18 protein-coding genes are annotated in these 22,319 nt (G+C 67.1%); 13 read left to right on the top strand and 5 right to left on the bottom strand.

From position 1 onward, the window contains the following. Positions 1–60: 60 nt before the first annotated feature. A complete protein-coding gene (locus E8M01_RS31700; RefSeq protein ID WP_136963813.1) occupies positions 61–1,683 on the bottom strand; it encodes a class I adenylate-forming enzyme family protein in 1,623 nt (540 codons plus the stop codon). A gap of 47 nt (positions 1,684–1,730) precedes the next feature. After that, positions 1,731–3,554 carry an extracellular solute-binding protein gene (locus E8M01_RS31695; protein WP_246088503.1) on the bottom strand — a complete coding sequence of 608 codons (1,824 nt, stop codon included), beginning with the start codon at positions 3,552–3,554 and terminating at the stop codon, positions 1,731–1,733. 224 nt (positions 3,555–3,778) lie between these two features. On the opposite strand from E8M01_RS31695, the gene E8M01_RS31690 reads away from it, so the two are divergent. The 4 genes from E8M01_RS31690 to E8M01_RS31675 all read left to right on the top strand — a co-directional run bounded on the left by E8M01_RS31690 (position 3,779) and on the right by E8M01_RS31675 (position 7,548). Beyond that, the gene (locus E8M01_RS31690) at positions 3,779–4,588 is read left to right on the top strand and encodes an invasion associated locus B family protein (protein WP_136963811.1); all 810 of its coding nucleotides are present in this window, start codon (positions 3,779–3,781) and stop codon (positions 4,586–4,588) included. Positions 4,589–4,854: 266 nt separating this feature from the next. Further along, the gene (locus tag E8M01_RS31685; protein WP_136963810.1) at positions 4,855–5,928 is read left to right on the top strand and encodes an HpcH/HpaI aldolase/citrate lyase family protein; all 1,074 of its coding nucleotides are present in this window, start codon (positions 4,855–4,857) and stop codon (positions 5,926–5,928) included. 204 nt (positions 5,929–6,132) lie between these two features. Next, on the top strand, positions 6,133–6,465 hold the full coding sequence (hspQ, locus tag E8M01_RS31680; protein WP_136963809.1) for a heat shock protein HspQ: 333 nt from the start codon (positions 6,133–6,135) through the stop codon (positions 6,463–6,465). Between the two features lie 87 nt (positions 6,466–6,552). Next, the gene (locus E8M01_RS31675) at positions 6,553–7,548 is read left to right on the top strand and encodes an AEC family transporter (RefSeq protein WP_136963808.1); all 996 of its coding nucleotides are present in this window, start codon (positions 6,553–6,555) and stop codon (positions 7,546–7,548) included. A 5-nt stretch (positions 7,549–7,553) separates the two neighbouring features. Here the strand turns inward: E8M01_RS31675 and E8M01_RS31670 are convergent, their stop codons facing one another. After that, a complete protein-coding gene (locus E8M01_RS31670) occupies positions 7,554–8,861 on the bottom strand; it encodes a UbiH/UbiF family hydroxylase (protein WP_136963807.1) in 1,308 nt (435 codons plus the stop codon). A gap of 158 nt (positions 8,862–9,019) precedes the next feature. On the opposite strand from E8M01_RS31670, the gene E8M01_RS31665 reads away from it, so the two are divergent. Continuing rightward, positions 9,020–9,733, top strand: a complete 714-nt coding sequence (locus E8M01_RS31665; protein WP_136963806.1) for a CDP-alcohol phosphatidyltransferase family protein — start codon at positions 9,020–9,022, stop codon at positions 9,731–9,733. A gap of 56 nt (positions 9,734–9,789) precedes the next feature. On the opposite strand, the gene E8M01_RS31660 is transcribed toward E8M01_RS31665, so the two are convergent. Then, complete coding sequence (locus E8M01_RS31660; protein WP_136963805.1) at positions 9,790–10,668, bottom strand: NmrA family NAD(P)-binding protein; 879 nt, start codon at positions 10,666–10,668, stop codon at positions 9,790–9,792. 85 nt (positions 10,669–10,753) lie between these two features. Here E8M01_RS31660 and E8M01_RS31655 point away from each other — a divergent pair, with 85 nt between their 5' ends. From E8M01_RS31655 to E8M01_RS31635, 5 genes are all read left to right on the top strand, one after another. Further along, entirely contained in the window at positions 10,754–11,686 is a 933-nt protein-coding gene (locus tag E8M01_RS31655; protein ID WP_170182245.1) for a LysR substrate-binding domain-containing protein, read from the top strand. Between the two features lie 173 nt (positions 11,687–11,859). After that, positions 11,860–12,807 (top strand): LysR family transcriptional regulator, encoded by a 948-nt coding sequence (locus tag E8M01_RS31650; RefSeq protein ID WP_170182157.1) that lies wholly within the window; start codon positions 11,860–11,862, stop codon positions 12,805–12,807. Positions 12,808–12,903: 96 nt separating this feature from the next. Further along, positions 12,904–14,097, top strand: coding sequence for a CaiB/BaiF CoA transferase family protein (locus E8M01_RS31645; protein ID WP_136963802.1), 1,194 nt, complete (start codon positions 12,904–12,906; stop codon positions 14,095–14,097). Positions 14,098–14,141: 44 nt separating this feature from the next. Next, on the top strand, positions 14,142–15,074 hold the full coding sequence (locus tag E8M01_RS31640; protein WP_215908830.1) for a Bug family tripartite tricarboxylate transporter substrate binding protein: 933 nt from the start codon (positions 14,142–14,144) through the stop codon (positions 15,072–15,074). A gap of 393 nt (positions 15,075–15,467) precedes the next feature. Beyond that, on the top strand, positions 15,468–16,274 hold the full coding sequence (locus tag E8M01_RS31635) for an enoyl-CoA hydratase/isomerase family protein (RefSeq protein WP_136963800.1): 807 nt from the start codon (positions 15,468–15,470) through the stop codon (positions 16,272–16,274). Here E8M01_RS31635 and E8M01_RS31630 read toward each other — a convergent pair. Continuing rightward, entirely contained in the window at positions 16,271–17,980 is a 1,710-nt protein-coding gene (locus E8M01_RS31630; RefSeq protein WP_136963799.1) for a SulP family inorganic anion transporter, read from the bottom strand. The genes E8M01_RS31635 and E8M01_RS31630 overlap by 4 nt on opposite strands. 166 nt (positions 17,981–18,146) lie before the next feature. Here E8M01_RS31630 and uraH point away from each other — a divergent pair, with 166 nt between their 5' ends. From uraH to xdhB, 3 genes are read left to right on the top strand one after another with little or no spacing between them, the layout of a single operon-like run. After that, positions 18,147–18,503, top strand: a complete 357-nt coding sequence (gene uraH, locus E8M01_RS31625) for a hydroxyisourate hydrolase (RefSeq protein ID WP_136963798.1) — start codon at positions 18,147–18,149, stop codon at positions 18,501–18,503. After that, on the top strand, positions 18,500–19,987 hold the full coding sequence (gene xdhA / locus E8M01_RS31620; protein WP_136963797.1) for a xanthine dehydrogenase small subunit: 1,488 nt from the start codon (positions 18,500–18,502) through the stop codon (positions 19,985–19,987). Before uraH ends, xdhA begins: the two co-directional genes overlap by 4 nt. Beyond that, positions 19,977–22,316: a xanthine dehydrogenase molybdopterin binding subunit gene (gene xdhB / locus E8M01_RS31615; protein ID WP_136963796.1), complete on the top strand. Its 2,340-nt coding sequence runs from the start codon at positions 19,977–19,979 to the stop codon at positions 22,314–22,316. Before xdhA ends, xdhB begins: the two co-directional genes overlap by 11 nt. Positions 22,317–22,319 lie beyond the last annotated feature (3 nt).

Genomic DNA, 22,319 nt, shown 5'->3' with positions numbered 1-22,319 from the left:
AGGGCCGGCTTGTCCGGCCCTCCTTTTTTGTCTCTGCCGGCGACAATCGGCCAGGATGGCTCAGCCGGCGGTCGCCGCCCGCGCCATGGTCAGGAGCTGTTCGAGCGCCGCCTGGGTCTCGGTCAAGGGGTCGCGCGCCGGTTGCAGGTCCGGCGGGCGGGTGTCCTCAAACGGCAGGGGCCCCGCATGATGGCGCTGGCCGCCGGGAACACCGAGCGGTGTCAAGCCGGTGTCCTGAAGCCGCCCGGCGAGCCCGACGATGGCGCGGCCGTCACCGACAATCCCGGCAACCCGCTGGCCCAGCACGGGATCTGCCCGCACCACCGGCGCGATCTCGCCGCCGGCCTCGACGTAGGCCGCCCGGATTTCGGCCTCGGCGAAGCGCCGTCCGCCAATGGCGATGACGCCCTGAGGCCCGTCTCCCACGATCAGCGCGCGCGCGGCCTTGTCGGTGGCGACGGGCAGGCCGGTATCGAAAAAGCCCTCGGCATCGGTTGACCAGAAGGGCGGCAGGCCGCGTTCCGCGCCGGGCGGAAAAGCGAAAGCCGGCACCATGGCGCCGCGCAGTTGCAGGGTTCCGGCCGGACCGGCGCGGGTCTCGACCAGGACCGGGGCCTGGCCGGCGCCGGTTGCGAATGTATCGGGACCAAGCGGCACGCCACCGGCGGCTCCGGGGCTAAGCGTCCGGGTCAGGCCGGCTTCACCGGCACCAAAAAACACGTCGACGGCGACCGCCTCCGGACGAACCTCATGAGCCGCGGCGATGTCGGCCGCCCGCCGCGCCAGCAATGTCAGGTGGCGCAGTGCCGGGCGGGCCTTGGGCGCGGCCTCGAACAGGCTGGCCGCCGCCGCCACCGGCAGCACGGCGTGGGTCACCCGGTCCTTTGCCAGATCGTCGGCGAAAACCCGCGGCGCGAAGGGCGGATGGGCCACCAAAGTGCCGCCGCACATCAGCCAGGGCACGATCTGCAGGGCGATCCCGGCAAAGGCGTCGAGCGCCAGCGTGGCGGCGAAGATCGCGGTCTCGTCCGGCACGCCGGCCATGAAGGCGGCGAGCCCGCCGGCGATGATTTCATTATGGCTGCGCGGCACCGCCAGATGGCCTTCGGCCGTCGTGTCGACGGTGACCAGGGCAATATGATCCGCCGCATTGCCCGGCCGGGGCGTCTCGATCGGCTCAGGCGTGCCGGCGTGGTCGAAGACGTCGTCGAGCGGCACGACACCGTCGAGCACCGGCGCGCCGATCGACATGACGAAGCGTACCGAAAAGGTCTCGGCGGCGGCGAAGCGCATCATGTCGGCGCAGTCGATCGGCCCGGCACGGCCGGCGGTCAGGATCGCGCGCGCACCGAGGCGCTGCAGGTGAGCGACGGTTTCGCGTCGGCCCCAGCCGAGCGGCAGGGGTGCGGCGATCAAGCCGGCACGGATGATGGCGAACAGCGCCACGATGCCGTCCGAACCGAGCGGAAACTGGGTGGCGACAACGCTGTCGGTGGGAAAGCCCAGCGCGCGCAGCCGCGCCGCCAGGGCATCGACGGTCTTGTCGAGGCTCGCCCAGTCGAAGCGGCGCGCCTCGCCACCGGTCACTTGCGGCCGATTGGCGGCGTCGACCAGGGCGGCTGCCTCAGGCCGGATCTCGGCGGCGCGGCGAAGCAGGCCATCGAGCGTCGCGCGGCCCGTCATGCCGGCCGGCGCAGCTGTTGCAGTCCTGGTTCGCCCACCGGTCAAGATCACTGCCGCGTCGCCCCTCCAGGCTCTTCGCGCCACCACGTCTCAGGGAGATAGCCGAAAACCGCTGATTCGGCAGGAATTCCAATATGGGTCCAGCGCGCCACCCATTGCGCCGGCTCGTGAAACAACGGCACCCAGTAGAAGCCGGATATCAGCACGCGGTCGAGCGCCCGCGCGGCGGTGACCAGGTCCTGGCGCGAGCGCGCCTCGATGATGGTGGCGATCAGCTGGTCGGCCGCGGCGTCGGCGATGCCGGCGACGTTGCGGCTGCCGGGCGAACGGCCGGCTTCGCTGCCCCAATAAAAGGCCTGCTCGTTGCCGGGCGACAGCGAGACGTTCCACCAGCGATAGTCGATCATGTCGAAATCATAGTCGCGCACCCGCCGGTCATATTGCACGGCATCGACGGTACGGACGCGGGCGGTGATGCCGGCCCGCCGCAGGAAGCGCTGATAGGTCAGCGCCAGCCGCTCCTGGTCCTTGGTCAGCGTCAACAGCTCGAAGCCGAACGGCTCGCCGGTGGCGCGGTTGCGCAGCACGCCGTCCTTCAGCTCCCAGCCGGCGGCCTGGAACAGCCGGATCGCCTCGCGCAGCCGGTTGCGATCGGTTCCGGTGCCGTCCGAGACCGGTGCGTCGTAACCGCCCTCCAGAATGTCCGGGCGGACCGCGGCGCCGACCTTGGCCAGGAGCGCGCGCTCGGCCGGGCTTGCCGGGCGGCGGCGTGCCGACAGTTCGGAATCCTCGAAGATCGACAGGGTCCTCTGGAAGCCATTGGCATAGAGCGTCCGGTCGGCCCATTCGAAGTCGAACAGCAGGCCCAGCGCCTCGCGCACGCGGATGTCCTGGAACACCGGCCGCCGGATATTCATGGCGAAGCCGCGGATGCCCTTGGGCGTGCCGGGGTGGATGTTGTCGCGCACGACGCGGCCGTCGCGCATGGCCGGGAAATCATAACCCGAAGCCCATTGGCCCGGGTCGGTTTCCGCCCGCATGTCGACCAGGCCCTTCTTGAAGGCCTCGAACAAGGTGTTGGAATCGCGATAGAAATCGAAGCGTATCTCGTCGAAATTGAAGAGCCCGCGGTTGATCGGCAGGTCGCGGCCCCACCAGTCCGGGTTGCGCTTCAGCGTCAGGCTTTCGCCCGGGCGAACCTCGCCGACGGTATAGGCGCCGGAGCCGACGAGCGGGGTCAGGGTGGTGTCCTCGAAGCTCGCGAGATTGATCGCGTGGCGCGGCAGGATCGGCATCAGGGCGAGAATCAGCGGCAGTTCGCGGTCCTGGGCGCCGGCGAGGTCGAAACGGATGGTCAGGTCGTCGAGGCGATCGGCCCGCGCCACCTTGCGATAATAGGTCCGGTGGTTCGGCCGGCCGCGCTCGCGCAGCAGTTCCCAGGAAAACAGCACATCGTCGGCGGTGATCCGGCGGCCGTCGGAGAAGCGCGCCCTGGGGTCCAGGTGGAAGATCACCCAGGACCGGTCGTCGGGAACCTCGAGGCCGCGGGCGATCTGCGGATAGAGCGTGAACGGCTCGTCATAGGAGCGCGCCAGCAGGGTCTCGTGCAGATAGGACCGGGCGCCGGGGACCGAGAGCCCGCGGACCACGAAAGGGTTGAGCGTATCGAAGGTGCCGGGAAGCCCGATGACCAGCCGGCCGCCCTTCGGCGCGTCCGGATTGACGTAGCGGCGATGGGCGAGGTCGGCGGAGCGGGCGGGCTCGCCGTGCATCGCAATGCCAGTGCGGATTTCGGCACGGGGCCAATCGGTCGCGCCGGCGGCGGGCGCCAGGCAGAGACAGGCCACGATCGTGAGGAGGCGGGGGATCATCGAGTCCAGGAGCTGTCGCATCGGCGTCGAGGCTTATCACGATGGGCCAATGATTCCCGCTTTCCAAGCGTCAAGCGAGCCGCTATCTACCGCCACCGGAGGTCGCGCCCAAGTGTCGCCACGTTCAATGGCGAAAGAGCGCGTCCCGATTCCGTTTCCTGCCGTTCCGATCCACCGCGTTTTGCGCGTGCGCCGCCGGGACAACGACCGAAAGGACTCTTTCCATGTCCCGTCTCTCCGTTCCGGCTCGCCTGGGCCTCGGCGCCGCACTGCTGCTGTTGCCGGCGGTCGCGCTTGCGCAGCAGGGCCAACGCCCGGCGCAACGTCCAGCCCAGCCGGCCCAGCCGGCGGCACCCGCCGCGCCGGCCGCCGCCGAACCGCAGCTCCAGGCCATTCAGACGCCTTGGGTGAAGCTGTGCGACAATGTGCCGGTCGATGAGCGCACCCCGCCGACCACCAAGAAGCTCTGCATGGTCGTGCAGGAGACCCGCGCCGAGAACGGCCAGATGCTCGCCTCCGTGCAGATTCGCGAACTCGAAGGCGAGAAGCCGCGCCTGATCATCGCCGTGCCGGTCGGCATGTCGCTGCAGCCGGGCATCCGCGTGGTGCTCGAAGGCGGCCAGGGCGCGCCGACGCCGCAGGCCATGCGCTATGAGGTTTGCCTGCCCAATGCCTGCTTCGCCCAGATGGAAATCCAGCCGGATTTCCTGAACCGCATGAAGCGCGCGAACAACCTGAACATCCAGGTCGTCAACATGAACAACCGGGCGATCTCGCTCGCCATGTCGCTGACCGGCTTCCAGGCTTCTTATGACGGCCAGCCGGTCGACCCGAAGGCCTATGAGGAGAGCCAGCGCAAGCTCGCCGAGGAATTGCAGCGCCGCGGCGAGGAGGCCCAGCGCCGCCTGCAGCAGCAACAGCAGCAGCAGGGTGGCGCTCCCGGTGCCCCGGCCGCGCCCGGCCTGCCGGCACCGGCAGCACCGCTCGGTGCGCCGCCGGCCGGTGCCGCGCCGCTGGCGCCGCCGACCCGCTGATTCCCTGGCCATCGGGGCGCCCGAGCGCCCGATGGCCGGAACAGTCAAAAAGCGGCGCGGGATTGTCCCGCGCCGTTTTTTTGTTTTTGCAGTGCATCATAGGCCCTTCGACGGATGGCCGTCCGGCGCGGTCTCGGTTAGAGCTTGGCCGGCGGGCCGATGCCTGTTCGCGGGCAAGAAAACGCGGCATGCCAATGAGATAGCGCTGGTTCCCTGGGGCTCATGAGGGGATCGCGCCAACCGGTCCGATCATCCCGGAGGGGTCCATGAAACTGCCGCGCAACGTCTATAAGCCGCTCGCCATCGGCGCGCCGGAACCCTACCGGGAACTGCCGGTCCGGCTCGAGCGGATGATCCACTTCGTGCCGCCGCATATCGAGAAGGTGCGCGCCAAGGTTCCCGAACTCGCCGGCTCGGTCGATGTCGTGCTCGGCAATCTCGAGGACGCCATTCCGCTCGACGCCAAGGAGGCGGCCCGCCGCGGCTTCATCGACATGGTCAAGGCGACCGATTTCGGCACGACCGGCGTCTGGACCCGGGTCAATGCGCTGAACTCGCCCTGGATCCTGGATGACCTGACCGAAATCGTCGCGGCGGTCGGCAACAAGCTCGACGTCATCATGCTGCCGAAGGTCGAAGGCGCCTGGGACATCCATTATCTCGACCAGTTGCTGGCGCAGCTCGAGGCGAAACATGGCATCGGCAAGCCGATCCTGATCCACGCCATCCTGGAGACCGCCGAAGGCGTGAAGAATGTCGACGACATTGCCTCGGCCTCGCCGCGCATGCACGGCATGAGCCTCGGGCCGGCCGACCTCGCGGCGTCGCGCGCCATGAAGACCACGCGGGTTGGTGGCGGTCATCCCGACTACCGGGTGGTGGCCGATGCCGGCGCGCCGGATGCGCCGAGGGCGTCCTACCAGCAGGATCTCTGGCACTACACCATCGCCAAGATGGTCGATGCCTGTGCCGCCAACGGCCTGAAGGCCTTTTACGGTCCGTTCGGCGACTTCTCCGATCCGGTGGCCTGCGAGACCCAGTTCCGCAATGCCTTCCTGATGGGCTGCGCCGGCGCCTGGACGCTGCATCCGAGCCAGATCGACATCGCCAAGCGGGTCTATTCGCCCGATCCGGCCGAAGTCGCCTTCGCGGCCAGGATTCTCGCGGCCATGCCCGACGGCACCGGCGCGGTGATGATCGACGGCAAGATGCAGGACGATGCCACCTGGAAACAGGCCAAGGTCATGGTCGACCTCGCCAGGATCGTGGCGGCGAAAGATCCCGATTTCGCGGCCCGCTACGCGTTGTCGCCGGCAGCCGCCGGCAGCACGGCCAACTGAACCAAAAGCACCGCTGGCGCGTATCAGATCAAAGCGCAGCCGGCCCGACCGGCCGGGAGGGCGCCTCGCAGGGTGCCGGCGGCGCGGTCTTTCGTCTCGATTGTGACGGATTCCTGAAGCTTTGGTTGACAGGACGGTATGTTGGCGTTCTTGTCGCGCGCTTCAAATCACCCCGAACCCTTCGCGAGACGCCGAGTGAGCGTAATGGACAAGCCCCGGGTCGCAAAATTCAAGATCGGCCAGGTCGTCCGGCATCGGTTCTATCCGTTCCGGGGCGTGGTGTTCGACGTCGATCCGACCTTCTCCAATACCGACGAATGGTACGATTCGATCCCGAAGGAGATCCGCCCCTCGAAGGATCAGCCGTTCTACCATCTGTTCGCCGAGAACGCCGAGACCGAATACGTCGCCTATGTCTCGGAGCAGAACCTGGAGGCCGACATGAGCGGCGATCCGGTGCGCCACCCGCAGGTCGACGAGGTGTTCGAGCGCGACGAGACCGGCGAATATCACACCCGCCGCTCCGAGCTGCATTGAGCCCCTGCGCATCGCCGCGTTGACCGGCGGGGTTGGCGCCGCTAGCGCTCAACCACGCCCGATCCAAGGCGCGGCCGGTTCTTCCGCATGATCCAGGTTCTCAATCTCGCGATGCCGTTCTTCGGGCTGATCGCGCTCGGCTTCTTCACGGCCCGGTTCAAGGCGTGGCGCGGCACGGCGATCCCGGAATCGGGCCTCGCCTGGATGAACTTCTTCCTGATCTATGTGGCGCTGCCGGCGCTGTTCTACCGGATCCTGGCGAAGACGCCGCTCGAGAAGCTCAACAATGTGCCTTTCGTGGTCGGCACGACGCTGGCGACCTATACGGTCTTCGCCCTCGGCTTTGCCTATGTGATGTGGCGTTCGCGCGGCAATATGCGCTTCGCGACGGTGGCCGGCGTCTGCGCGGCCTATGGCAATATCGGCTATATGGGGCCGGGACTGGCGTTCTCGACCATTGGCCCGGAAGCCGCCGTGCCGGTCGCGCTGATCTTCTGCTTCGACAATATCCTGCTGTTCTCGCTGGTGCCGCTGCTGATGGCGCTGTCGGGTGGCAGCCGGAGGTCGCTCGGCTCGATCATGCTGGAAACGACGGTCGGCATCATCAGCCATCCCTTCATCCTGGCGACGCTTGCCGGCGTGGCATCGGCCATGGTGAAGTTCGAGCCGCCGGAAATGCTCGATCGCCTGCTCGCCTTCCTGCAGTCGGCGGCGGCGCCGGTGGCGCTGTTCACGCTCGGCGTGACGGTGGCGCTGCGGATGGAGAGTTTCGCGGCGCTGGCGCGGGTCGCGACCGCGATTTCACCGATCCTGATCCTGAAGCTGATCATCCATCCGGTGCTGGTGATCGTGATCCTGTCGGCGCTCGGCACGTTCGAGCCCTCCTGGATCTTCACCGCGGCGCTGATGGCCTGCCTGCCGCCGGCGCTCAATGTCTTCATCATTGCCCGGCACTACGACACCTGGGTCGAAGAAGCCTCCAACGCGGTGCTGCTCGGAACCGTCGTTTCGGTGGTGACGCTGACCAGCGTGCTCTATCTGGTGAAGCACGAGATGCTGCCGATCAATCTGTTTCCGGCCTGACACCCCTACGCGGCATGATCGGGCATTTCGCCGCGCATCAGGCGCGGCTGGGCATGGCCCGGCTGCAGGCCCTCGCGCATGAAGGCGCGCCGGAGCGGGCCGACCTGGTCCATCAGCCAGAGGCCCAGGCCGCGCAGGCCGTGAACCGGCATGAAGTCGGACAAGAGCGAGCGGTTCAGGGCGTGAATGGCCAGCGAGCGGCTGACGATGTCGGCGCGCCGGGCGCGGTCATAGGCGTCCATCGCGGCTTCGCCGCCAATATCCGCGCCTGAGGCCAGAACATCGGCGAGGCAGTCGGCCAGAGCGGCGCCGTCGCGCAAACCGAGATTGAGCCCCTGCGCGCCGATCGGCGGGACGACATGGGCGGCCTCGCCGATCAGGGCGGCGCGGAACACGCCGAAGCGCTTCGGCGTGACCACGGAAAGATCGAACCGGCCGCGGCCCGGCTCGACCGTGACCTTGCCGAGGATGGCCTGCGATCGCCGTTCGATCTCGCGCGAGAAGGCGGCATCGTCGAGCGCCAGCATGCGCGCGGCGTCGTCAGGCGTGACGACGCAGACCAGGCTGGAGCGCTGACCGGGCAGGGGCACCAGGGTGAACGGCCCGGTCCTGGTGTGGAATTCGGTCGAGATGTCGTCATGCGGCCGGGAATGGCCGAAATTCGCCGTGACGGCGGTCTGCGGATAACGGGTCTCGACGGTCTCGATGCCCGCGGTCCGGCGCACGATGGACTCGCGTCCATCGGCGCCGGCCACCAGCCGGGCGCTCAGGATACGACCCGACACCAGGGTCGCGGCGACCCCCTCGCTGCCAATCGCGACCGATGTCACGGCCTCGTCGACGACCGGGATGCCGGCGCGGTCCACCGCGGCGCGCAGGCCGGCATTGAGGTCGGCATTGGCAATGTTGTAGCCGAAGGCATCGAGGCCGATCTCGTCCGAGCGTCCCTCGAACAGCGGCGCCCGGATCAGCCGGCCGGTATCGTCGACGAGCCGCATGACGCGCAGCGGCGCGGCCTGGTCGGCGATATCAGGCCAGACGCCGAGGGTCGCCAGCGCCTTGACCGATCCGTCGAGCAGGGCGCTGGTCCGCTGGTCGAGGCCGGCGCGGCGCGGGCCGGCGGCGATGACGGCGCCAAGGCCGGCCGAATGCAGGGCGAGCGCGGCAAACAGGCCGGCGGGGCCCGCGCCGACGATCACCACGTCGGTCCGGTCGTCCGGCGTGGCCGCCGGCTTGGCGATCGTCTTCGGGCGCGTCGCGACCGTTTTGGGCTGCTCGGCGGCTGTCTTGGCGGGCTTGGTGGTCAGGCTCATCATGGGCTTCCGGATGGCCCAGACCTAACACCGTGGCGCTGCCGGTCAAAGCGGTCGATGGTCGCGTTGACGGTTCGCCCGGTCCGCGATCTAACAATCAGGACGCGAGGAGGCTCACGCCTGATGGTCCAGGTCCGAACAGCCGATCGGAGCAAAGCGTGAGCGACACGGGCGCATCCGGGCGTCGGCTGCTGGCCGCCTTTGCCGTCCATGGCTTCACGGCTTGCGGGGCGGTGCTCGGCTTTCTGGCCTTGCAGGCGGCGGTCGACAGGCGCTGGGCCGTGATGTTCGCCTGGCTGGCGGTGGCGCTGCTGGTCGACGGCATCGACGGCACGCTGGCGCGCGCGGCCAGGGTCAAACAGGTGCTGCCGCGCTTTTCCGGCGACATCCTGGACCTCGTGGTGGATTTCCTGACCTATGTGATGGTGCCGACCTATGCCCTGGTGGCCGGCGGGCTGCTGCCATCAGGCCATGAGCTGGTTTTCGCGGCGCTTATTCTCATTTCCTCGGCGTTCTATTTCGCCGATGCCGAGATGAAGACGGCGGAAGGCGGCTTTCGCGGCTTTCCGGCGGTCTGGAACGGCGTGATCTTTCTGTTCTTCGTGTTCCGGCCGGGGCCTTGGCAAACCGCCGCGGCCGTCGTCGTGCTGGCGGCGGCGACCTTCGCGCCGATCGTGGTGATCCACCCGTTCCGGGTCGCCCGGTTGCGCGCCCTGACGCTTGTCGTGCTCACGGTGTGGGCCCTGGCGTCGATCGCAACGCTGGTCGCCGATCTCGCGCCGGGGCCCTGGGTGACGCTACCGCTCGCCGCGACCAGCCTCTATCTCCTCGGCATAGGCCTGTTGTTCGGCAAGGCACGGCCGGCGCGCTAGGGCAGGTTCGACTTGCTCAGGATCGTATCCGGAGGCCTCGCTAGCCGGCTTAAGGATCAGTGGCCGGCCGGCTCGAGCGTTGCGACAATGCGCTCTATCGCTGTCGCCAGAGAAATCGTGCCGCGCCGGTGTTCGTAGCCGTCCTGGTGCATGAACAGGCCGTTGGCGATTGCCTCATACATGCCGAGAAGCGCGCTCGCCACCTCGGCGGGCACGCCTGCCTCGGCGAGCAGCGCGGCGCGGCGCTCCGGCGGCACCGGCACCGGCACCACCGGGCGGCCGAGAACCTCCGCGAAGGCCGCCGCCACGTCGCCGGCGCTCCAGTCTTCCGGTCCGGCGAGCTCGACGACCCGCTTCCCGGTCCATTCCTCGCACAGCAGGGTTGCCGCCGCCCGCCCGACATCGATCGTGCTCACCATCGGGATTTTCTGCGAGGGCTCGAGAAAGCTCGGCAGCACGCTTTCCGACATGACGGTTTCCGCCACCTCGCCCCAGGTCTCGACAAAATAGCCCGACCGCAGGAAGGTGGTCGTCGGTGCCACCCCGTCAAGCAGTGCCTCGAACCGGTTGAGGGTGGCGATGACGCCGGTACCGGAGGCATGCTGGGCTCCGATCGACGACAGGACAACGGCCTTGGGCAGACGCGCCCGGCGTGCCGCATCGGCCAGCGCCGCGCCGAGTTCTTCCGTGCGCGCATAGGGATCACCGCTCACCGGCGGCGGATTGACCAGGAACGCTGCCGACGCGCCGTTGAGCGCATCGGCCATCGCGTCGGCATCCTCCATGTGCGCGACGGCCACCTCCGCGCCGAGGGCTGTCCATGTTTCACCCTGTTCCTTGCGACGCAGGACGACACGCACGGCCTCGCCGCGTTCGATGAGGGCGCGCGCCGTCTCGCCGCCGGCGCGTCCGTTTGCTCCAAACACAACATGCATGATGGTCACTCCGTCAGTTCGCTCGATAGCGGAACCGATAGGCGCGGGATTTCCATGCGTCCAATGCATGACGTATATAGTCAGCATGCGCGAAGTGGATTTACGCCGGATCGATCTCAACCTGCTGGTGGCGCTCGAGGCGCTGCTGGACGAGAAGAACGTCACGCGGGCCGCCCTGCGGCTCGGCATGAGCCAGCCGGCCGCCAGCCGAGCGCTCGGGCGATTGCGCGCGCTGTTTTCGGACGCGCTGCTGGTCGATGGGCCGGGCGGCTACATCCTCAGCGCCCGTGCCGAAGAGGTGCGCCCGGTGCTGCGCAGGATATTGGCAGGGGTTGGAGAAATATTGGAGGCGAACGCGTTCGATCCCGCGACGGCGACGGGTCGAATCCGGCTTCTCATGCCCGATCTCCAGGCCGCCGTGCTCACGCCGCATCTGCTCGCCCGCCTCGCCCGCGAGGCACCGTCCCTCGATCTCGATATTGTCGCGCCGGGCACGAACGGGATCGAAGCGCTGGAGCAGGGTGCCGCGGACGCGATGGTGGCGCTGATCGACGAGGCGCCGGCCGGCATCCAGCGCCGCCGCCTTTATGACGAAGAACTGGTGACGCTGATGCGGGCGCATCACCCCGCGCTCGCCGGAAAACTCACGCTCGACCGCTTTCTGGCGCTTGAGCATATCGTGGTGAGCGTCACCGGCGTCGGGCCTGCACCGGTCGATGAGGTGCTTGCGCGGATGGGGCGAACGCGACGGGTGAAGCTGCGCGTGCCGAACTTCTTCGCGGCCGTCGAGATCGCCGCTCGCTCCGACCTGATCATGACCCTGCCGTCGAGCCTGGCACGAGCGGCCGCCGACATGAGGCGCTTCGTATCGTTGCCGCCGCCGCTCGATCTTGGCAGTTTCACGATGAGCCTCGCCTGGCACGCGCGCCAGCAAGACGCGCCCAGGCACATCTGGTTGAGACGCGCCATTGTCGCGGCGGCGATGGATATGTCATCGGCGATTGCCGTTAAAAGCTAAAGGCCGCAAGGCCGGCCATCGGTCGCGCGCGGCTCGCCTGAGCATATCCGCCTTGCCGCCAGCCTCCGCAGCCGCCTAGGCTTCGTTCCGGCCGGCGCAAACGCTGGCCACCAGCGGCCAGGTTCCGAACCGGCCCTGGGCACCGCGTTGAGGGGCAGGCCAATTCTTTGTCGATGAACTTGCGAACCCTCACCTATTTCGCCGCGGTGGTTGAGGAAGGTTCGATTTCTCGGGCCGCATTGCGCCTGCGGGTTGCCCAACCGGCATTGAGCCTTCACATCCTCAACCTCGAGCAGGAACTCGATACGGAATTGCTGCATCGCACCGCGCGCGGCGTGACAACAACCGAGAGCGGGGCACGTCTCTATCAGCACGCACGGGACATTCTGGCCAAAGTCGACTTGGCGCGAGAAGAGGTGAGGGGTCACGCGGCATCGGCTGTCGGCGACGTGGTTCTGTCGATGACGCAGTCCATCGCAAAAGTGCTCGCGCTGCCGGTCTTCCGGCGCGTGGCGTCAGAGCTTCCCCGCGTCTCGCTGCGCTTCAGCGAAAGCAATACGGGTCATGTCCCAACCCTGCTGCGACAGCGCCAGATTGATCTCGGCATCACCTTCAGAGCGCAGAAGGATCCGGCCATTCACGAAGAGCCGCTGGTCGAAGAGGACCTCTATCTGATCAGCCCGGCCGATAAACGCGGCAACAAACGCCAACCAAACGTCACGCTCGACGACGTCGCAAAGCTGCCGCTGATCCTGCCTGGTCGCCCCCACAGCTTGCGCGAGCTGATCGACGGCTATGCAAGGAAGAACCGGCTTTCCCTTGATGTCGTTGGCGAGGTCGACGCGGTGCCTCAGCTGAAGGATTTCGTCGCTGCGGAGGTCGGGCATACGATCCTGACGCAAGCCTCGGTCCAGGCCGAGCTCGCCGATGGCAGCCTGGGCGCGAGGCGCATCATCGAGCCCGTCATTTCCCGACGCGTCATCTTATGCCGATCCAGCGAAATTCCTCCGACGCGGGCCACCGTCGCGGTCGAGGCGCTGCTCATCGCGACGGCGCGGCACCTGGTCGATGAAAAACGGTGGCCTGGACGTTTCGTGGGTAGCCATAACAAAGCGGTATGACTCCCAGATCGACTCTGTCTTATCCAGCCAGGCCGCCCTCGGATACGAGTTGATGGCTGGATGTCCAGCGCTCCTCTCCTTCGACCAGAGTTAGCGATGGCTTTGTTAAGTGGCGTCCGAGTGGTTGAGCTCGGCCAAATTCTTGCGGCGCCCTTTGCCGCGGAGATCCTTGGTGATCTCGGAGCCGATGTCATCAAGGTGGAGAAGCCCAAGGGGGGCGACGATGCGCGCGGTTGGGGCCCGCCCTATTGGGAAGGCGACGCAGCGCTGTTTCACCAGATGAACCGCAACAAGCGCAGTGTGGTGCTCGATCTCAAAACGCCCCAGGGTCTTCAAAGCATTGTCGCGCTGATCGGCACGGCCGACGTCTTCGTTCACAACCTGAGGCCGGGAGCAGCCGAGGCGCTCGGCCTTGGCGCCAAGGCCTTGCGCGAGAAATATCCAAGCCTGGTTTACGCGGATATCGGTGCCTTCGGTCATAAGGGACCGCTCAACAAGCGGCCCGGCTACGAACTCCTTGTTCAAGCCTTCAGCGGCGTCATGAGCATCACGGGAGAGCCAGGCGGGATGCCGGTTCGAACCGGCCCTTCGATCAACGACCTGGGCGCCGGCATGTGGGCCGCGATCGGGATATTGGCAGCGCTGAACAATCGCGCCAGGACCGGAGAAGGCTGCCTGCTGCAAACCTCGCTGTTCGAAACCGCGCTCTGCTGGGCAGGGATCCCGATCGCCAATCATCTCGCATCGGGGGCTCGGCCCGAGCGCATGGGCTCCGGTCATCCGTCGGTTGTGCCCTACGGCGCATTTCCGACCGCAACCGGCCCGTTGATCGTCGCCGCGGGCAACGATCGATTGTTTGCGCGATTGGCCGAGGCCCTTGGCAATCCGCAATGGGCTCAGGACGATCGTTTCGCCAGGAATGACGGACGTGTGCGGGCCCGCACGGCGCTCGAAAACCTGATCGCTGGCGCCCTGGCACAGAGGCCCCGCGACGAATGGATTTCGCTCTTCGAGGCGAAGGGAATTCCTTGCGCGCCGATCATGGAGATCCCGGAAGCCCTGGCGCACCCGCAAACGCTTTCGCTGGAGATCATGCAGGACACTCCCGACAGCGAGACCATCAAGCTTGTCGGGCTACCGCTATCGATCAATGGGAAACGGCCTGCGCCGCGGCGGCGGCGTCTCGAGCTCGGTGCGGACACGGCCGACGTGCTGCAAGCGCTGAAGACTGACCAGCGATGCGGGCGAACGCAGCCCAAAACACTTGCCGGAAACGAGACAAGCAAATGACAGGAATTTCAAGGCGCGGCGTCGTGGCTGGTGGACTGTCCTTGATGGCGACGCGCGCTCGCGCATCGGCTGATTGGCCGACCCGGCCGATCAAGATCGTTGTCCCGTTTGCTCCCGGAGGGCCGACGGACTTCGTTGCTCGCCTTGTTGCAAGAGCCCTGAGCGAACCGCTTGGACAGCAGGTCTTTGTCGAGAACCGGGCCGGGGCAACCGGCAACATCGGAGCACAAGCCGTCGCCGACGCGGACCCCGACGGTTACACGCTGCTTCACACCACCATTGCGACGCAGGCGCTCAATCCGATTCTCATGCCAGCGTCCAGGCTTCGGCCTCTGAACGACTTCGTTCCGGTCGGAACCACCGCAGCCCTGCCGAACGTCCTCGTGGTTCAGCCGAAGAAGCACGATATCAAGACGGTTCAGGAACTGGCCGAGCTTGGCCGCAGGCAGCCCAGGGGATTGAGCTTCGGGACATTCGGACACGGCACCTCGCCCCACATCCTGAGCCTGCTCTTTCAGAAGAAGGCCGCGTTCGAAGCCGTTCCGGTTGCCTATCGCGGGAGCGCTCCGGCCCTCACCGACATTCTCTCCGGACAGCTGGATTTTCTGTTCGACAACATCACGACATCGGCGGAGCAGATCCGCGCGGGCACCATCCGCGGGCTCGCCGTGACGTCGGCATCTCGTTCTTCCGTGCTTCCCGAGATTCCGACGATGAAAGAAGCAGGCTTCGATGGCTTCGACCTGGATTTCGGGTTTTCATTGATGGCGCCCGCCAAAATTCCAGCTGACGTCCTGGCGCGATTGCAGGACGCTTTCGACCCTATCGCGAGCGGGGCGGACTATGCGGACGCGTTGAGGCTCCGCGGCGCGGATGCTCTTGTCGTGCCGCGCGCCGAACTCCCACGATTCCTGGAACGTGCGACCGACACGTGGATGAACGTCGCACGGCAGATCGGTCTCGGCCCGGCGACCTAGCACCGCTGCTCGGTGAGTATGGCTCCTTGACTGGATAGGCGCAGCGCTGATGGAGACAGCGGCGCAATGGCGGCTTGGCACCGCTTCCTCATGCTGGCACCACGTCGTCTTGCCCGGGCTTGTCCCGGGCATCCACGCATTCATCCGCTCGCGGCAATCAAGTCGTGGATGGCCGGGACAAGCCCGGCCAAGACGAGAATTGTCCTCGGGTGCGCGGGCACTGGATCGACCGGGCGCAGGATCCGCGCCGTGGCCCAGCACACCGTGACGTCAACACATCGTCTTGCCCGGGCCTGTCCCCGGCATCCGAGCATTGATCGGCTCGCGGCAATCAATCCGTCATGACCACTGTGCAGTGGCACTAGCGCCTATTTCGAATTCAAGGTGGCCTGAATGTCATACATCCAATATCGCGTCGAAAACCACGTTGCGCGCATCGTTCTCAATCACGCTCCGGCCAATGCGCTGAGCCTGCCGATGGTCGAAAATCTGCTCGCTCACCTGGCCGAGGCGCGCGCCGATGACGACGTCCGCGCTGTCGTTCTCGAAAGCGCCATAGCGCGCCGATTCAGTGCAGGGCTGGATATCAATATTATCAGCGGTGGCCACGGCGAGAGTATTCACGCGCTGCTGCGAAAACATTACGTCGAGCTGTCCGAGGCACAATACCATCTTGGCAAGCCGTCCATCGCAGCGGTCAACGGTGCGGCACGCGCCGGCGGCATGACGCTGGCGATCTCGAACGACGTCCTGATCGCCGGCAAGAGCGCCACGTTTGGTTACCCGGAAATCGATGTCGGGCTGATCCCGGCGATCCATTTCGGGCATCTTCATCGTATCGTTGGAAAGCACCGTGCCTTCGAGCTTCTGTTCACCGGCCGCACCTTCTCGGCCCAGGAGGCCTGTGACCTTGGCTTGGTCAGCCGCGTCGTCGATGACGACAAAGTCGTCGATGCGGCCCTCGAGCTCGCCCATGCCTTTGCCGAGAAGCCGCCAGGCATCATGAAGCTTGCACGCAACGCGTTCATGCGCGCGACCGATACCAGGAGTGAGATCAGCCATGCGGTCGAAAGCTTCTGCAGCGCAATCAATACGGATGAAGCGCGTGCCGGCCTGGCTGCTTTTTTGGACAGGAAAGCCGGAAATTCCACGGCCGATGACCCGCGATTCAACGCAGTGGTCGCCAGCTCCAGCCGCTAGGCCTCGCCAAGGGCCAGGCGCGCGTCGGCCGCGACCATCGCGGTCTCGACCGTCTCGGTCATCAGGATCCGCGGCTCGCGCAGTCCGAAATGGCCGAGCGCCTTGGCGACCGAGGGGTTGGCGCCGGCAATGATCATGGTGGTGCCGGCGCGCTCCAGCTTGTGGGCGAAGGTCTCCAGCGTATAGGCGCCGGTCGTGTCGAGGAACGGTACGCCCGCCATGTCGAGGACGAAGATCCTCGGCATCCGGCCGAGCCGGTCGAACACCGCGCCGACGGTGCCGGCCGCGCCGAAGAAGAACGCGCCGCTCAGTCGGTAGACCAGGATATCCTTGTCGCTGGCGATCGCCGGATCGAAGGCCGGATGGCGGTGGCTGCTGTCGGCGACGTCTTCGTCGACGACAGGCATTTCGGTCTCGACCTGGATGGCTTCCGCCATGCGGTGCATGAACAAGAGCGCGCCGAGCACGATGCCAACCCCGATGCCGGCGGTCAGGTCGACGAAGACGGTGAGCAAGAAGGCCGCCAGCAGCACCACCGCGTCGCCGCGCGATGCTCTCATCAGCGACCAGAACTCGCGCTTCTCGGCCATGTTCCAGGCGACCACGGCGAGCACGGCTGCCAGCGTCGCCAGCGGCACATAGGCCATCAGCGCCCCGGCAAAGGCCAGGACGATGAACAGGAAGACCGCGTGCAGCACGCCGGCAACCGGACCGCGCGCGCCGGCGCGGACATTGGTGGCGGTGCGCGCGATGGTGCCGGTCACCGGCAGGCCGCCGAACAGGGCGGAGGCCATGTTGGCGATGCCTTGCGCGACCAGTTCACAATTCGACCGGTGACGCCGGCCGGTCATGCCGTCGGCGACAACCGCCGACAGCAGCGATTCGATGCCGCCGAGCAAGGCGATGGCGATCGCCGGCACCAGCAGTTCACGGATGCGGCCAAGCGACAGGCCGGGCAGGCCGTGCCAGGCGATGCCCGATGGCAAGGCGCCGAAGCGCGAGCCAATGGTTTCGACCGGCCAATGGGCGAGGGCGGCCGCGACCGAACCGGCGACCACCGCGATCAGGAACCCCGGCCAGGCCGGCCTGAACCGCCTGAGGCCGAGGATCAGTCCGAGCGAGACCAGCGTCACGCCGATGGCGAAACCGTTGACGGTCGGCAGCGCCGCCCACAGCACCGGCAGCTTGTGCAGCACTTCGGGCGGTTCGCGGCCGGCGAGGCCGAGCCCCAGGAGGTCGCGGACCTGAGCGACAAAAATGATCACGGCGATGCCGGAGGTGAAGCCGACGGTGACCGGATAGGGGATGTATTTGATATAATTGCCGAGCCGGAGCAGGCCGACCGCGATCAGCATGAGCCCGGCCATGAAGGTGGCGATGACCAGGCCGTCATGACCATGGATCGCGATGGTGCTGGCGACCAGCGGGATGAAGGCGCCGGCCGGCCCGCCGATCTGGAAACGCGATCCGCCGAGCGCCGAGATGATCAGTCCGCCGATAATGGCTGTTATCAGCCCCTTGTCGGGTGTCGCGCCGGAGGCGATGGCAATCGCCATGGACAAGGGCAGGGCGACGATCGCGACGGTCAGCCCGGCGATCGCATCGGTGCGCAGGTCGCGCGATCCGTAGCCCTCGCGCAGCACCGTGACGAGCTTCGGCGTGAACAGATCGGCAAAAGACGGTTGGACCGGACGGACGGGGGGCATGGCGCGAATCGGTGGCGGTGCCCATGAGCCTAGCGGCTGGCGCCGGAGCCGCTGCTTCCGGGTCATACCGGAGGCGGCGAGAGATCGCGGCGGCGATCGGGCGGGCCACAGATTCCGCTTTGCGCGGCCCCTGATCTCCGGCACATTTTGCGCTCAGAGGAATGCCATGCCGGGATATCTGACGACCCATGTTCTCGATACCGCGGCCGGCCGGCCGGGGGCGGGGATCAGCTACCGGCTGTACCGGCTCGACGGCGCCGGCCGCAGCCTGGTCGCCGAGGGCGCGACCAATGCCGATGGCCGCGCCGACACGCCGCTGCTGACGCCGAAGACGATCGCGCCCGGGCCTTATGCCCTAGAGTTCGACGTCGCGGCCTATCACCGGTCGGCCGGGGTGGCGCTGACCGACCCGCCGTTCCTGGATGTCGTCGAACTGCGGTTCGGCGTTTCCGCCCTCGACCAGCATTACCACGTGCCCTTGCTGCTCTCGCCCTATGGCTATTCGACCTATCGGGGATCATGACGCGCGCAACACGCCCGCTCCGCTTCCTGCATCGGGGCCAGACCGTCGAAATCGACCGGTTCCAGCCGATGACCACGCTGCTGGACTGGCTGCGCATCGAGAAGCGCCTGACCGGAACCAAGGAAGGCTGCGGCGAAGGCGACTGCGGCGCCTGCACGGTGGCGCTCGGCCGCATCAAGGCCGGCCGCCTTGTCTATGAGCCGGTGAATGCCTGCATCCTGCTGCTCGGCCAGGTCGACGGCTGCGAGGTGGTGACCGTCGAGGACCTGGCCGAGGGCAGTGCGCTGCATCCGGTGCAGGACGCCATGGTCAGGCATCACGGCTCACAATGCGGTTTCTGCACGCCGGGCTTCGTGATGAGCCTGTTCACGCTCTACCAGGACGGCGGCGCGGTGACCGGCGGCCGCGAGGCGGTGCTGACGCGGATCGCCGGCAATCTCTGCCGTTGCACCGGCTACCGGCCGATCGTCGATGCGGCGCTGGAGGCCTGCGCCGCGCCGGCGGGCGATGTCTTTCATGCACGCGAAGCCGCGACGGCACAGGCGCTGTCGGCTCTCGCCGACGACCGGGACGTGCTGGTCGGCGACGAAGCATCGTTTTTTGCCGCGCCCCGGTCGCTCGACGGCCTTTGCGCCCTGATGACCCGTCACCCCGACGCTGTCCTGGTCGGCGGCGCGACCGATGTCGGCCTGTGGATCACCAAGCAACTCAAGACCTTGCCAAGGCTTGTTCACACCGGACGGGTGGCCGAACTCCGGCAGGTCGTCGACGCCGCCGAGGGTCTCACGATCGGTGCCGCGGTGACCTATGCCGAGGCCGAGCAGGCGCTTGCCGCCTTCGACCCGGATGTCGCCGTCTGGGCCAACCGGCTCGGATCGGTCCAGGTTCGCGCCACCGGCACGATCGGCGGCAATATCGCCAATGGCTCGCCGATCGGCGACAGCCCGCCCTTGCTGATCGCGCTCGGCGCGACGCTGCATCTCAGGCGCGGCGCTGCCGAACGGTCGCTGCCGCTGGAGGATTTCTTCCTGGCCTATGGCCGGCAGGACCGCGCGGCCGACGAGATCGTCACCCATGTCGTGGTGCCGCGGCCCGGCCCGGACGACCATTTGCGCGCCTTCAAGATCGCCAAGCGCAACGACCAGGACATTTCCTCGGTCATGGGTGCGCTGAAGCTCAGCCTTGATGGCCGCAGGATTCGGGCGGTGCGGGTGGCTTTTGGCGGCCTCGCCGGTGTGCCGAAGCGGGCTGCGACCGTCGAGGCGGCGCTGACCGGGCTCGATATCGACGATCGCGCGGCCTGCGACGCGGCGATATCGCGGCTTGCCGATGATTTCCAGCCGATGGACGACCACCGGGCGTCAGCGCGTTATCGCAGCCTCGTCGCGGTCAACCTGCTGCGCAAGGCGCTGGCGGAAATCGTCTCGGGCCGGCGCGACGAGACGCGGATCAGTCATCTCAGGGATGCCGGTCATGCCGCCTGAACCCGCCCCTGGCAACGTCGAGAAACGCCAGACCGCTGAGCGTCATGTCCATCAGGCCGTGCAGCATGATGCCGCCGAGCGGCATGTGCAGGGCTCGGCGCCCTATATCGACGATGTCAGGGAACCCGAGGGGACGCTGCACGTCGCGCCCGGCGGCTCGCCGGCCGCCTGCGGGCGGATCAGGCGGCTCGAGCTCGCCGATGTGGCGACCGCGCCCGGCGTCGTCGCCGTGCTGACCGCCAGGGACATTCCCAATGTCAACGACGTCAGCCCGGTGGCCGGCGACGATCCGCTGTTCGCCGTCGACCGGGTGGAATTCCAGGGCCAGGTGATCTTTGCCGTGGTGGCCGAAACGCGCGACGCGGCGCGCCGCGCGGTGGCGCGGGCGATCATCGAGATCGACGAGGAGGTGTCGCTCGTCTCGGTCGACGACGCCCTGGCGGCCAATGCCGATATCATGGCGGATTACGCGTTCCGGCGCGGCGACGCCGAGGCGGTCCTGGCGGCAGCGGCGCAGCGCATCGACGGACGTTTGAGGATCGGCGGCCAGGAGCATTTCTACCTGGAGGGCCAGGCGGCGCTGGCCGTGCCGGAGGAGGGCGGTTGCTACACCGTGCATTCCTCCACCCAGCATCCGAGCGAAGTGCAGCATGTGGTCGCGCGGGTTCTCGGCATCGCCGATGCGGCGGTGGCGGTCGAGGTCCGGCGCATGGGTGGCGGCTTCGGCGGCAAGGAAAGCCAGGCGAGCGGCTGGGCCGCCATGGCGGCGCTGGCCGCGCGGCTGACCGGACGGCCGTGCAAGGTCCGGCTCGACCGCGACGATGATTTCATCATGACCGGCAAGCGGCATGATTTCATCGCCGGTTATCGTTGTGCCCATGACCTTGACGGCCGGGTCACCGCGGTGGCGGTCGATTTCGCCAGCCGCTGCGGCTACAGCCACGACCTGTCGTCGTCGATCAACGACCGCACCATGTTCCACGCCGACAATGCCTATTATTACCCCGATGTCGCGATCCATTCGCGCCGGATGAAGACCAATACCGTGTCGAATACGGCGTTTCGCGGCTTCGGCGGCCCGCAGGGCATGCTGTTCGCCGAACGCCTGATGGACCGGATCGCCTGGGCGCTCGACCTCGATCCGCTCGATGTGCGCTACCGCAACCTCTATGGCACCGGCGACCGGAACATCACGCCCTATGGCATGACGGTCGAGGACAATATCGCGGCCGAGGTGATGCGCGAGCTCGAGACGACGGCGGATTATCGCGCGCGCCGCGCCGGCATCGCCGCCTTCAATGCCGACAATACGGTGCTGAAGAAGGGGCTGGCGCTGACGCCGGTCAAATTCGGCATCTCCTTCACCACCACCTTCCTCAACCAGGCGGGCGCCCTGGTCCATGTCTATCAGGACGGTTCGGTGCATCTGAACCATGGCGGCACCGAGATGGGCCAGGGCCTGTTCATCAAGGTGGCGCAGGTGGTGGCGGAGGAATTCGGCATCGCGCTCGACCGGGTGAAGATCACTGCGACCCATACCGGCAAGGTGCCGAACACCTCGCCGACCGCGGCCTCCTCGGGCACCGACATGAACGGCATGGCGGCGAAGAACGCGGCGGCCGAGATCAAGGCGCGGCTCGCCGAGTTCATCGCCCGCGACTGGCAGGTGCCGGTCAGCACCATCCTGTTCGGCGACGACCAGGTCCGCTCCGGCGATCAGGTCCTGTCTTTCGGCGAGGTGGTGAAAAAGGCCTATCTGGCGCGCACCCATCTCTCCGCCGCCGGCTTCTACGCCACGCCCAAGATCACCTGGGACCGGCCCAAGGCGACCGGCCGGCCATTCTTCTATTTTGCTTATGGCGCGGCCTGCGCCGAGGTGACGGTGGACAGCTGGACCGGCGAATTCACGCTCGACCGCGTCGATATCCTGCATGATGTCGGAAAATCGCTGAACCCGGCGATCGATATCGGCCAGATCGAAGGCGGTTTCGTGCAGGGCATGGGCTGGCTGACCATGGAAGAGCTGGTCTACGACGCCAAGGGCCGGCTCCGGACCCATGCGCCGTCGACCTACAAGATCCCGACGGCGCGCGACGTGCCGGCCGATTTTCGCGTCGCCTTTTTCGATCACGCCAATCGCGAGGCGACGATCTACCGGTCGAAGGCGGTCGGCGAGCCGCCGCTGATGCTCGCCAATGCGGTGTTCTCGGCCATTGGCGACGCTATTCATGCCTTGAATCCGGCTCATGCTGTCGATCTTGACGCGCCCGCCACGCCTGAGGCCATCCTGTTTGCCTGCGAGGCGCAGCGCGCCGCGCGTGGAGGCTGAGAC

It is taken from the genome of Phreatobacter stygius (assembly GCF_005144885.1).
Lineage (GTDB): Bacteria > Pseudomonadota > Alphaproteobacteria > Rhizobiales > Phreatobacteraceae > Phreatobacter > Phreatobacter stygius.
Note: the sequence above shows the minus strand (reverse complement) of the source record. Positions and strands in the feature narration are given on the sequence as shown.